Genomic DNA, 12,096 nt, shown 5'->3' with positions numbered 1-12,096 from the left:
GTTCCTTGATTTTTATTGAGGGGCGGGTGGATTTAGCTTTTTATCCAGTTCATTTATTCTTTCCTGGTACTCTCCTATGGCCTCCCGAACGATATCTACATTATCTGAAGCTCTTTGATGTGCATCTTCCATGGCTTTTTCAAGCTTGGGATCCGGATGCTGAAAAAGGTCGGTTATAACATGATTGATCTTATCGATACTACTCTCCTGGGTGTTTTTAATGTCTTCCAGTTTTGAAATGATTTTTCTCATTCTGTTTAGTTTCTCTGTGCTCATGACGAATATGTTTCTTTATAAAATAAGAAATTTTTTGCAAACTGTTTATTTTTGATGGCTGTTTGTGATCTGGTGCAGGCTTGAGATATCAATAAATTATAAATCGCTACCTTTGTGGAGTGCTCGTTCTGACCTGGTTCATAGCGAGACTTTTTATATAAAACCTAAAGATGCAGACACCCAAAAAGATTGCCATAGTAGGGAGTGGTTTAGTAGGAAGCCTTTTAGCAATTTATTTAAGAAATAGAGGCCATGTAGTTGATGTATATGATAGAAGGCCTGATATTAGGAATGTAGAGTTTTCCGGACGTTCGATCAATTTAGCGATGTCTACCAGGGGATGGAGAGCCCTGGAGGTGGTTGGGATTGATGAGGAGATCAGGAAAATAGCTATACCGATGGACAAAAGGGCTATTCATACTCCGGACAAGCCTGTGTACTATCAATATTACGGTAAGGAAGGAGAGGCTATCTATTCCATTTCTCGCGGGGTTTTGAACAGAAGGATGATCGATCTGGCGGAAGAAGCCGGGGCCCGTTTTATTTTTAACAGTAAGGTATGGGATGTTTCGCTTTCTGATGCTACTGTTCATACAGGGGATTCGGAAAAGGGAGAATGGGAACCTCATAAATACGACCTGGTATTTGGCGCTGATGGAGCTTTTTCACGGGTCCGGCATAAGATGCAACGTCAGAGTATGTTTAATTATAGCCAGCATTTTTTGGAAGTGGGGTATAAGGAGCTTACAATTCCGTCTGATCCCGATGGAGCCCATAAGCTTAACAAGCATTCATTGCATATATGGCCAAGAGGGAAATTCATGTTTATAGCGCTTCCTAATCTTGATGGGAGCTTTACCTGTACTTTGTTCCTGCCGTTCAGAGGGAAAGAGTCTTTTGAAGTTTTAGATACTGAACAGAAAGTAGAACGTTTTTTTAAATCATATTTTCCGGAAGTGATGGATGTAATCCCCAATCTGGTAGAAGATTTCTTTAAAAACCCGACCAGTTTTCTGGTAACCACAAAGTGTTATCCGTGGACTTATGGAGATAAAGTAGCTCTTATTGGGGATGCCGCACATGCAATAGTTCCGTTTTACGGACAGGGAATGAATGCCGGTTTTGAGGATATAACAGTACTAAACGATTTGATGAATCTTCATAATGATGATTGGAAAGCAGTATTTGAATCGTATCAAAGTTCCAGAAAGCCTAATACAGACGCTATAGCGACTTTGAGTTACAGAAATTTTCTGGAGATGAGCAACAAGACAGCTGATGAGAATTTTATCCTGAGAAAGAAAATTGAGTCGTGGTTTTATGATAAGCATCCGGATTTATGGGTGCCATTGTATACCCGGGTAACATTTTCAGACAGGTCATATTCTGAGGCCCTGGAATTTGGAGACTTTCAAAGGGAGATAATGGATGAGGTCATGCAGTTGAAGAACGTAGAGAAAGACTGGAACAGTGAGCGGATAGAAAGTTTTATCCTAAACAGGCTCAAAGAAAAAGAGCACCTGGTATAAAAAACAAAAGCCACTTCTATAAGAAAGTGGCTTTTGTTGAAACTTATATTTTTGTGCTTATATAGAAGCAAATATGTTTTCCATTTTAGCTTTTTCTTCTTCAGCTAATGCCGGATCGACAAGAATTCTTCCACTGTGCTCATCCGTGATGATTTTTTTACGAGAAGCAATTTCCATCTGAACCTGTGGAGGGATCGTAAAGAAAGAACCCGCAGAAGCACCTCTTTCAATAGAAACAACAGCTAAGCCATTCTTAACACTACTTCTGATGCGTTTGTAGGCATTTAAAAGACGATCTTCTATAAGTCCTTCGAATTCTTCACTTTTCCTGATAAGAGCTTCTTCTTCCTTTTCCGTTTCTGCCAGGATATCGTCTAATTCACCTTTTTTGTGTTTCAGGTGGTTTTCGCGTTCACTGAGACGCTCTTTGGTTTGTTTGATAACCTCTTTTTTCTGTTCGATTTGAGCCTTGAATTCTTTAATGTGCTTTTCAGCTAATTGAATTTCAAGATCCTGGAATTCTATTTCCTTAGATAAAGAGTTGTATTCTCTGTTGTTACGAACATTCTTTTGTTGTTCAGTATACTTTTTAATTAAGCTTTTGGCTTCTTCAATCAGGTTTTTCTTATTGCTGATCTCAGTGTTGAGGTTTTCAAGCTCTGTATTTAACTTCTCGATTCGGGTTTTTAACCCTTCTACTTCATCTTCAAGATCTTCTACCTCTAGTGGAAGTTCACCGCGTACATTTCTGATTTCATCTATTCTTGAATCAACTAATTGCAGATCGAATAGCGTGCGTAATTTTTCTTCTACTGTTACTTCTTTTTTGGTTGCCATATGTTTAAAAATACTTGACAGGATTCGTATTGCACTCTGATATTATGATCTTACCCACGGGTAAGGCAGGTGCAAAATTAGGGATTTTTTCTGTAAGATACTCAAATAAAAGATTTTTTGTGTATTGTTCGGTTTCGTAATGACCTATATCGGCAATAATTATTTTGTTTTCTGCTTTAAAAAATTCATGGTATTTAATATCGGCTGTAATGTATATGTCTGATCCTGATTTTTTTGCAGCACTAATGCCAAAGGCCCCGCTACCTCCCAATACGGCTACTTTTTTTATTCCTTTCCCCAGCAAACCCGAGTGTCTGATACATTCTGTATTCATTTCCTTTTTGAGGAATTTTAAAAATGAAATTTCATCCATGGCTTCTTCAAGTTCGCCGACCATACCGATACCAATGTGTTGGTTTGTATTTTCCAGGGTACTTATTTCGTAAGCTACTTCTTCATATGGGTGTACTCTGAACAATGTTTTCAGAATTTTTGCTTCTATGTGTTTAGGGTATGTAATCCCGATCTGGGTTTCAGCCTCGTAATGAGTGTTCCCTTTTTCTCCGATAACCGGACTGGAGTCTTCGTTCCCTTTAAATGTTCCGGTACCTTCTATATTAAAACTACAATGGTCATAATTGCCGATATTGCCGGCGCCTGCATTAAATAAGGCTTCTCTGAGTTGTTTGGCATTCGCATTCGGAACAAAAGTGATCAGTTTTTTAATGGTGTTTTTTTTGGGGATCAATATTTTTTTGTTCTTGAGTCCCAAACGCACACAGATTTTATCATTTACCCCTTTAAAATGATTGTCCAGGGCTGTGTGAATGGCATATATTGCGATATTGTTCTTAATGGCCTTGAGTACCGTTCGCTCCACATAATTGGTGCCGTTTAATTTTTTCAGACCGCTAAAGATGATCGGGTGAAAGCTTATGATCAGGTTGCAGTCTTTGTCGACAGCTTCATCGACAACCATTTCGAGCGTATCGAGGGTGACCAGGATACCTCTTAACTCGTCGTTAGGATTCCCTACAAGTAATCCGACATTGTCAAAGTCTTCTGCATAGGTTAGGGGAGCATGGTTTTCAATACTATTTATAACGTCTTGGATAATCATGTGAATTCCATTTTTTTTCAAAGATAAAATATTATACTTTCGCCTTTATGCGTCAGTTTAGAAAAATACTTTTACCTTTTTCATGCTTATACGGATCAGTGATACGGTTGAGGCACTTATTATACGACAAAGGGATTATAAAGACAAAGTCGTATGACTTTCCGGTTATTTGTGTTGGGAACCTGAGTGTAGGAGGTACAGGAAAAACCCCGATGACGGAATATCTGATCCATCTGCTTAAGAACGACTTTAAAGTTGCTATTTTAAGCAGGGGCTATAAGAGGAAATCGCATGGATTTGTTTTGGCTGATCAATCTTCTACCGTTGAAACGTTAGGCGATGAGCCGATGCAGTACCATAACAAGTTTAAAGATATATATGTAGCGGTAGATGCCGATAGGCAACATGGTATTGAAATATTGAGAGACAGTCTGCGACCCGGAGTTGTTGTTTTAGACGATGCATATCAGCACCGTAAAGTCAAGGCCGGGTTTAATATATTGCTTACCTCATACAGCGATTTATATGTTGATGACTTATTATTGCCGGCCGGTAATCTTAGAGATATTAAAAGCAGGGCCAAATATGCAGATGTTATTGTAGTAACGAAATGCCCGGAAGCGATGGATCTGATCCAAAAGAATAACCTGCTAAAGCGTATAAAACCCCGAAAACACCAAGAGGTTTATTTTAGTAAGATTTCCTATGGAGGGGAAATTATTTCTTCTGAAGAGGTTCAGCCATTGAGTTATTTAAGAGGGAGGCATTTTACGCTGGTTACAGGAATTGCCAAACCTGATCCGCTTGTAAATTTTCTTAAAAGCAAAGGCTTGCAGTTTGAGCATTTGGATTATCCGGATCATCATGATTTTTCAAGTCAACAGGTGGGGATCTTACGAAGTAAGGGGATTGTTTTAACCACTGAGAAAGATTATATGCGCCTTAAGTATAAGGTTGATGATGTGTATTATCTTCCTATAAACAACGAGATTTTGTTTGGTGAAAGGAAAAATTTTGATAACCAGGTTATCGGATACATGAAAAAAGCGTAACATGCATGTTACGCTTTTTTTCTAGCTAACCAATTTAAATTATTCTATGAGAACAACTCATCATGGTTAATATCAAATACTATGCCAACTATAGGTTGACTTTTATGTTTCTTACTACGTTGTGAGCTATTTTTTTATAGAAGACTTCGGGTTTAAATGGCTTTGTTATAACATCATTACAACCGGCTTCGTAAAAATCATCTTTGCTTTCATCAAGAGAGATAGCTGTTAGAGCTATAATTGGTATCGTCTGATTGAATTTTCTGATTTCCTGAGTTGCTTTTAGTCCGCTGATTCCCGGCATATGGATATCCATAAGGATAGCGTCGAATTTACCTTTTTTTGCTTTTTCAATTGCTTGATATCCGTCGCTGGCAATATCACACTTTATTCCTTTTTTAGATAGCATTTTTTGTGTGATGACCTGATTTATCTTGTTGTCTTCCACGACTAAAATATTCAGGTTGGCATAGAGTTCCTCCTGGACTTTAGAAGGAGCGGTGATCAATTCTTTTATTTCGTCATCAGGGAGTTCAAATGTAATGTCGAAGAAAAAGGTGCTTCCCTTTCCGAGCTCGCTGTCTACACTAATCTGACTATCATATAGGGTTAAGAGGCTTTTTACAATGGTAAGGCCCAGTCCGGTACCTCCGTATTTCCTGTTTATTTGCTCTGAACCTTGAGAGAAACTATCGAAAATGTTTTTCTGCATTTCTTCTGAAATCCCAATCCCTTCATCTTTTACTTCAAAATGAATTGTAACGTCGGTATCGGTGGATTTTGCGGTTTTGGCTGATAATGTAACACTTCCTTTTTCAGTAAATTTCAAAGCATTCCCTACTAAATTAATGAAGATTTGAGAGAGTTTCAGAGGGTCTCCGATAAGCATCTCAGGAATGTTTTTATCTAGATTTAAAACAATATTATTTTCTTTTTCTTTTGCAGGCTGTTGAAGGGAGTCTACAACTTTAGAAAGGATTTGCCTGACGTCGAAAGGATATTTGTCCAATGCGAGCTTATTGGCTTCAATTTTGTTTATTTGAAGAATATCATTGATAAAGTTCAACAGGTACTCTCCGGAGTATTTCAGAGACTTTAGGTGGTCTTTCTGACTGTCTTTAGGGTCTTCTTCCAGTAAAAGGTGTGTGAGTCCGGTAACAGCATATAAAGGTGTTCGTAGTTCATGGCTTACGGTAGAAAGAAATTGAGCTTTTGCTTGCATAGCTCTTTCTGCAGAATCTTTGGCTACCTGAAGCTCCAGATTTTTCTTTAGGAGAAGATCGTTGGTTTTGAATTTTATCTGGTTATTTCTGTATAGTGAAATGGTAAGCAGGGAGATGATAATGAGCAAGGCTGAACTTAAAACAGAGGTGAGCTTCGAAATATTAACCGTTTGCTCTTGTTTCACAGCATCTTTTTTCAACTGGTCGTTTAACCTGGTCAAGAAATCCAGCTGGCTGTTATTGGCGGCTTCTCTCTGTGAATTTAGAATGTCGTTTGAAAAATATGTTTTGTTAATTGCCTCGGCCTGCTTCAGGTATTCTAGGGCCAATTCGTATTTTCTTTCTTTTTCAAAAAGGGCAGAAGCCAATTTGCTGGCCTCCAGTTTTAATTTCATAAACCCGTTGTCGTTGACAATGGTCAGTAACCGGGTTAAATGAAGCTCCGTACTTTCCAGGTAGTTTTTATCGAGGTCAATGGTGGCCAGGTATAGTAAGGCTTTAGCTGTGAGATATTCTTCTTCGTAGTCCCCCTGAAATGGCAAAAGTCTTTGGAAGATCCGTTTGGCTCTGTTAAAGTTTTCCAGGTACATATACATAATGGCCTCATTGAACAAAACCTGATTGTTCGTCGACAGATCTCTTTTCGGAACTATTTTTTTTGCTTCTTTAAGCAGGTCGACGGCTTCGTCTTTCTCTCCGTTTTTAGCAAGATAGATAGCTTCAAAGCTTTTGGAGACAGCTTCACCCCTTTTATAGTCGTATAAGTTCAGGGCACGTTTGGCAGTTTCAATATATACACCGGCTTTTTCAAACTGGTCGTAATCCAGGAAAAGTTCTGTATAGAGGTTGCAAATGTCAATTATAGACTCGGAATCCTCATTGGCAGTTGCTATTTCGTATGCACTTGCCAACGATAGAGAGGCCTTGTTAAAGTCGCCTTTGTTCTTGTACTCAAAAAACCTTTGTTCTAATGAATTCAAACTGTCGGAAGCTGCATTACCTGCATATGCGAACCCTAGGCACGGGAACAACATTAATGCAGTTATGTATTGCAAAAGTAGCTTCATTAGTAAGGTTTGATTTGTAAATATAATTAATTCTTATTTATGTAATTGATTAAATCAACGATTCTGTTACTGTATCCGAATTCATTATCGTACCAACCGATTATTTTTACCATTTTCCCGATTACTGAGGTCATTTGTGCATCGAAGATACATGAATGTGCATTGCCTATAACGTCTATGGATACAATCGGATCTTCGGTATAGCTCAATATCCCTTTGAGGTGGTTATGGGAGGCTTCTTTAAAAGCATTGTTGATTTCTTCAATGGTAACATCTTTCTTTACATTAAAAGTAATGTCGGTAAGAGATCCGTCTGGTACCGGAACCCGAATCCCACAGCCTCCGATCGAATCGCTTATTTCGGGAAAAATTCTGGTAAGCGCTTTGGCAGCCCCGGTTGTGGTCGGAACGATTGATTGGTTAGCTCCTCTTGCCCGGCGCAGGTCCCTGTGGGGCTGGTCGTGCAAACTCTGGTCTGTGGTGTATGAGTGAACCGTAGTGATGTATGCTTGTTCAATACCACAAAGATTTTTGATTGTTTGAATCATGGGAGCTGCATTGTTTGTGGTGCAGGAAGCGTTTGAAATGATACTTTCTGAGCCGTCTAAGATATGTTCGTTCACTCCCATGACAACCATTTTAATGTCGTCTTCAACCGGGGGGACGGACAGGATAACCTTTCCGGCTCCATTGTTGACATGGTGGGTTAGTTGGTGCCGGTGTTTAAACTTACCGGAGCTTTCTACCACGATATCAACATCAAACGGAGTCCAGTCGATGTCTTCTATAGCGCTGTGTTGAGTTAGGGGGTATAAGTGACCGTCTACGATAATCCCTTTTTCATTGTAATTAACGTCTTTGTTTAAGACCCCATGAACACTGTCGTATTTTGTTAAATGGCTTAACGTCCTGCTGTCGGCCAGATCGTTGATGGCTACAACGTTTATGTGAGGATGATTGACCAGAAGCCTGAAAAGCGTTCTGCCTATTCTTCCGAAACCGTTAATGGCTATATTGATGTTTTTCATAGCTGTAATTAAAAAATCCCGCATTGGCGGGATAAAAATAATAAAAGGTTTTATTCGGCAATCGATTTAAGTATTTCGATGCTTACTTCGGGATGTTTTCTATTGTTTCTGCTTCATGCCCCGATAATCGGCTTCGAACCGGTTTGTTATTCTATATGTTTATGAGCCTTGTATGATGAGCGTACCAATGCGCCACTTTCTACATGACGGAAACCTAGATCGAGACCTATTTCTTCATATTTCTTAAACTGATCCGGCGTGATGAACTGTTTTACAGGCAAATGTTTTTTTGAAGGCTGTAAATACTGTCCGATGGTAACGACATCGACATTGGCTTCTCTTAAGTCGTGTAATGTTTGTATGACTTCATTTTCTTCTTCACCCAAACCAAGCATAATCCCTGACTTGGTTCTGTTGATCCCCCGGGCTTTGAGGTATTTCAATGCCTGAAGACTTCGGTCGTATTTTGCCTGAATTCTAACCTCCCGCGTTAATCTGCGAACAGTTTCCATATTGTGGGAAACCACTTCCGGAGCAACTTCAACAATGCGGTCTAAATGCTTTTCGATACCTTGAAAATCGGGAATTAAGGTTTCTAATGTAGTATTCGGATTCATCCTTCGGATGGCTTTTACCGTTTCAGCCCAGATAATAGATCCCATATCTTTTAAATCATCTCTGTCTACCGAAGTAATGACTGCATGCTTAATATTCATAAGTTTGATGGAACGGGCCACTTTTTCCGGCTCAGCCCAGTCTACAGTATCAGGTCTCCCTGTTTTAACTCCGCAAAATCCGCAAGACCGGGTACAGATATTGCCCAGGATCATAAAGGTGGCGGTGCCTTCCCCCCAGCATTCTCCCATGTTAGGACAGCTGCCTGAGGTACAAATAGTATGCAGGTTATATTTATCAACAAGACCTCGTAGTTCTGTGTATTTTTTTCCTGTAGGAAGCTTAACACGTAACCATTTTGGTTTCCCTTTTGGTGGTGCTACACTTTCAACTGTGTTTATACTCATAGCATGAAAAATTTGTGCAGCAAAGATACAAACTAAACTTAGAATAAACTCTTAAAGGGTTGTTAGATACCAAATGCTGAATCCTGAAAGGAAAATAATTCCCAAATAGCTAACTGTCTTTAGCAGAATGGACGGATGCCATTCTTTAGGTGTATGTTTAGATGATATCAGGGCAAAGTTTATTACGGCATAAAAAGGGGCTGTGATAAATGAGACTATTGTGGCAATTTCTACCAATGTTTTCATTTCAGAAAGGAAGAACAGTAAGATTGTTAATGTGCCTGTTACAAGTAATCCGATCCAGAAGAGATAAGAGCTTTTATGTGTTCTGTTGAATAACAGGCTGCTGCATTTTACCATTGAACGGGGTGATGCATCCAGTGTTGTAAGGGTGGTGCTGAACATCGTGGTAAAGGCAGCCAATGCGATAATGAGGTAACTGAAGTTTCCCAGGCTTTTCGTGTAAAGCTCAATGAGCTGGGAAGCAAACAGGGAAGCGCCCGAAGCAAATGAATCTCCTGTACCATGCATGACTACAGCTCCCAGGGTAATGAAAAATAATCCTAAAAATACTGTGCTGAGGTATCCTATGTTAAAATCGAAAAGAGATTGTTTGGTGTCGTAGTCTTTATTGATTTTTCTTTTTTCGATAGCCCATAATGATTGCCAGATTGAAACATCAAGAGGGGCAGGCATCCATCCCATAAACGCAATTAAGAAAGTAATTCCTGCAATATCGGTTGGTATTATCTGTTTTAAACTCATGGGCTGACCGTTCCCGTTTACAGCGACAATGACAGCAATAACAGTGCTGACAGAGAGTACACAGACAATGATCTTCATCAGGTTGTCCAGAAACCTGTATTTGCCGAGCAGTAAAATAAGCAGGCAAATAAAAGTTATGATAATGCTCCAGGTAACAGGATTGGTTGTAACACCGAATAAATTGGCAGCCAAGCCGGCAGTAACAATAGTAACGGCTGTTTGTATCGTAAACATGGTTGCCAGTGTAATTACAAAGTATGTGATTAAAGCCCATTTTCCTATTTTTCTATAGCCGTCCAATAATGTTTCACCTGTTGCCATGGCGTATCTGGGGCCGTATTGAAAGAAAGGGTATTTGAACAAGTGAACCAAAAGCAATGCCCATACCAGTGAGAATCCATAATCTGCTCCGGCACGGGTAGATTGAACCAAATGAGAAACACCAATTGCTGCACCGGCAAATAAAAGACCGGGTCCGAGTTTTTGAATAAACGATCTCATTATTTGTTGGTAATAATTTCGGCTAGAAGTTTACGGGCCCTTAGCAGTTTTACCTTTATATTGTTAAGGGGTTCGTCTAATGTTTGTGCAATTTCATCGTATGAGAGCTCCTGGAAATACCTAAGGTTTATAACTTCCTGATAATGGGGTTTCAGTTTTTTTATATATCGTAAAAGTTTGTTCAGGTTTTGTTCCCGTATTAAAATATCTTCAGCACTCGGAGCATCATCTGCTATATTATAGACTTCATCATCATCTTCATGAGAGGTTTGGTGCATGATCCGGGATTTTTGTTTTCGGATCAGGTCTATGTGGATATTTTTTGAGATGGTTATGAGCCAGGTTTTGAATTTGAATGATGTATCATATGATTCTATTCTGTCAAAAGCTCTTGAAAATGCCCGGATCGTAATATCTTCAGCATCATTTTCATTTTTAGTTCTTAACAGTAAGAAGCCATAAACGTCGTTCCAAAATGTATCGAGTAAAAAGTTAAAAGCCTTTTGGTCGCCTTGTTTTGCTTTGTTTATGTTTTCCTGGATAATATCAGAATTTATCTCCAATTGTTAGGTTTTGAAATAATGTTCGATATAAATATAAGAAATTGAAAAAAGATTAAAAAGATTTCGTACAAGGGAAATAGCCAAAGTAATGATGTCTCTCCGAACTTTTTTGTAATCGGGATATAAATGCCATAAGCGACAATCCACCTTAACAGGAACAGGCCAATAACGACCGGGGTGTTTACTTTAAGTATGAGCAACGGTATTATTAGCGTATAGAGTAATAACTGAGAAAGGTAAAATATATGGATTAAAGCCTTGTGGGTTGTTTTATACTTTTTAATTAGGGCATATTCAGCTTTTTTGTTATCGATCCATTCGTCAAATAATTTTACAGCTTCGGATATGGTAAAACTCTCTTTGCTGTATACAAAGGATGTGTTTTTTTTATCAGCAGCCTGATTGATAAAAAGCTGATCCTCACCGTTTCTGATATTGATATGATCGATGAAGCCGTTGTTTCTGAAGAATTCCTTTTTGTGATATGCTAAGTTTTTTCCGTTTCCTGATATGGGAATGTTGCAAATCTGATATGAAAACCTCTGAGAAAACGTTGTCAGATTTTCAAAACGGACCAAAGCGTTAAGAAAGGATTTTTTAATTTTTTCATAGGCGGTGTAACCGATAACAATGGTTCTTACCTCGCTAAATCCTGAGGATAATTCCCTGATCCAGTTGTCTGAAACGGGTTGACATTCGATTTCAGTAAAAATCAGATGTTCGTGTGATGCGGCTTTGATACCTAATGTAAGGGCATATTTTTTCTTTCCCCAAAATGCCTCATTGTTTTTTACATTGACGATTTTAATCCGTTTGTCCCGGGCTTCAAACCCTTCGATGATATCCAGAGACTCGTCATATGAATCATAATTGATAAGTACGATCTCAAAATCCGGATAATCTTGAGCGAGGTAGAGAGGTAGGTGCTTTTTTAATAACCCGGCCTGATTTTTAATGAAAAAAATAACTGAAACCGGATATGAAAATTCCTGTTTAGGCGATGTTTTGTGGTAAGCAAATCGTCTAAAGAAATATAAAAAATAAAAAAGCTGGATAACAATGACTGCTACAAAGATGTAGAGTAGAAGTGTTGGCATATGTAACTTATAACGT

11 protein-coding genes are annotated in these 12,096 nt (G+C 38.8%); 2 read left to right on the top strand and 9 right to left on the bottom strand.

Annotated features, from left to right (window positions below; translation table 11 throughout):
* Positions 1 to 12 precede the first annotated feature (12 nt).
* A complete protein-coding gene (locus MQE36_RS01355) occupies positions 13 to 276 on the bottom strand; it encodes a hypothetical protein (RefSeq protein ID WP_242937413.1) in 264 nt (87 codons plus the stop codon).
* A gap of 170 nt (positions 277 to 446) precedes the next feature.
* Between MQE36_RS01355 and MQE36_RS01350 the strand changes: the two genes are divergently transcribed.
* Positions 447 to 1,805 (top strand): FAD-dependent oxidoreductase, encoded by a 1,359-nt coding sequence (locus MQE36_RS01350; protein ID WP_242937412.1) that lies wholly within the window; start codon positions 447 to 449, stop codon positions 1,803 to 1,805.
* Between the two features lie 57 nt (positions 1,806 to 1,862).
* Here the strand turns inward: MQE36_RS01350 and MQE36_RS01345 are convergent, their stop codons facing one another.
* Together MQE36_RS01345 and MQE36_RS01340 are read right to left on the bottom strand one after the other, a co-directional pair.
* Positions 1,863 to 2,642 carry a zinc ribbon domain-containing protein gene (locus MQE36_RS01345; RefSeq protein WP_242937411.1) on the bottom strand — a complete coding sequence of 260 codons (780 nt, stop codon included), beginning with the start codon at positions 2,640 to 2,642 and terminating at the stop codon, positions 1,863 to 1,865.
* Between the two features lie 4 nt (positions 2,643 to 2,646).
* On the bottom strand, positions 2,647 to 3,762 hold the full coding sequence (locus MQE36_RS01340) for a Nif3-like dinuclear metal center hexameric protein (RefSeq protein WP_242937410.1): 1,116 nt from the start codon (positions 3,760 to 3,762) through the stop codon (positions 2,647 to 2,649).
* A 47-nt stretch (positions 3,763 to 3,809) separates the two neighbouring features.
* On the opposite strand from MQE36_RS01340, the gene lpxK reads away from it, so the two are divergent.
* A complete protein-coding gene (lpxK, locus tag MQE36_RS01335) occupies positions 3,810 to 4,814 on the top strand; it encodes a tetraacyldisaccharide 4'-kinase (protein WP_242937409.1) in 1,005 nt (334 codons plus the stop codon).
* A gap of 88 nt (positions 4,815 to 4,902) precedes the next feature.
* Here the strand turns inward: lpxK and MQE36_RS01330 are convergent, their stop codons facing one another.
* The 6 genes from MQE36_RS01330 to MQE36_RS01305 form a co-directional block, all read right to left on the bottom strand.
* Positions 4,903 to 7,104 (bottom strand): tetratricopeptide repeat-containing hybrid sensor histidine kinase/response regulator, encoded by a 2,202-nt coding sequence (locus MQE36_RS01330; RefSeq protein ID WP_242937408.1) that lies wholly within the window; start codon positions 7,102 to 7,104, stop codon positions 4,903 to 4,905.
* Between the two features lie 26 nt (positions 7,105 to 7,130).
* Positions 7,131 to 8,132, bottom strand: coding sequence for a type I glyceraldehyde-3-phosphate dehydrogenase (gene gap, locus MQE36_RS01325; protein ID WP_242937407.1), 1,002 nt, complete (start codon positions 8,130 to 8,132; stop codon positions 7,131 to 7,133).
* A gap of 146 nt (positions 8,133 to 8,278) precedes the next feature.
* A complete protein-coding gene (gene lipA / locus MQE36_RS01320; protein WP_242937406.1) occupies positions 8,279 to 9,154 on the bottom strand; it encodes a lipoyl synthase in 876 nt (291 codons plus the stop codon).
* A 51-nt stretch (positions 9,155 to 9,205) separates the two neighbouring features.
* On the bottom strand, positions 9,206 to 10,420 hold the full coding sequence (locus MQE36_RS01315; RefSeq protein ID WP_242937405.1) for an Nramp family divalent metal transporter: 1,215 nt from the start codon (positions 10,418 to 10,420) through the stop codon (positions 9,206 to 9,208).
* Complete coding sequence (locus MQE36_RS01310; RefSeq protein WP_242937404.1) at positions 10,420 to 10,983, bottom strand: RNA polymerase sigma factor; 564 nt, start codon at positions 10,981 to 10,983, stop codon at positions 10,420 to 10,422. The genes MQE36_RS01315 and MQE36_RS01310 overlap by 1 nt, the downstream gene beginning before the upstream one ends.
* Positions 10,974 to 12,080 carry a glycosyltransferase gene (locus tag MQE36_RS01305; RefSeq protein WP_242937403.1) on the bottom strand — a complete coding sequence of 369 codons (1,107 nt, stop codon included), beginning with the start codon at positions 12,078 to 12,080 and terminating at the stop codon, positions 10,974 to 10,976. Before MQE36_RS01305 ends, MQE36_RS01310 begins: the two co-directional genes overlap by 10 nt.
* Between the last annotated feature and the right edge of the window lie 16 nt (positions 12,081 to 12,096).

The organism is Zhouia spongiae (genome assembly GCF_022760175.1).
Lineage (GTDB): Bacteria > Bacteroidota > Bacteroidia > Flavobacteriales > Flavobacteriaceae > Zhouia > Zhouia spongiae.
Note: the sequence above shows the minus strand (reverse complement) of the source record. Positions and strands in the feature narration are given on the sequence as shown.

Coding starts and splice junctions, on each gene's coding strand:
- gap (WP_242937407.1), bottom strand. CDS start 8,132: ATGAAAAACATCAATATAGCCATTAACGGTTTCGGAAGAATAGGCAGA.
- MQE36_RS01345 (WP_242937411.1), bottom strand. CDS start 2,642: ATGGCAACCAAAAAAGAAGTAACAGTAGAAGAAAAATTACGCACGCTA.
- lpxK (WP_242937409.1), top strand. CDS start 3,810: ATGCGTCAGTTTAGAAAAATACTTTTACCTTTTTCATGCTTATACGGA.
- MQE36_RS01315 (WP_242937405.1), bottom strand. CDS start 10,420: ATGAGATCGTTTATTCAAAAACTCGGACCCGGTCTTTTATTTGCCGGT.
- MQE36_RS01340 (WP_242937410.1), bottom strand. CDS start 3,762: ATGATTATCCAAGACGTTATAAATAGTATTGAAAACCATGCTCCCCTA.
- MQE36_RS01355 (WP_242937413.1), bottom strand. CDS start 276: ATGAGCACAGAGAAACTAAACAGAATGAGAAAAATCATTTCAAAACTG.
- lipA (WP_242937406.1), bottom strand. CDS start 9,154: ATGAGTATAAACACAGTTGAAAGTGTAGCACCACCAAAAGGGAAACCA.
- MQE36_RS01305 (WP_242937403.1), bottom strand. CDS start 12,080: ATGCCAACACTTCTACTCTACATCTTTGTAGCAGTCATTGTTATCCAG.
- MQE36_RS01330 (WP_242937408.1), bottom strand. CDS start 7,104: ATGAAGCTACTTTTGCAATACATAACTGCATTAATGTTGTTCCCGTGC.
- MQE36_RS01350 (WP_242937412.1), top strand. CDS start 447: ATGCAGACACCCAAAAAGATTGCCATAGTAGGGAGTGGTTTAGTAGGA.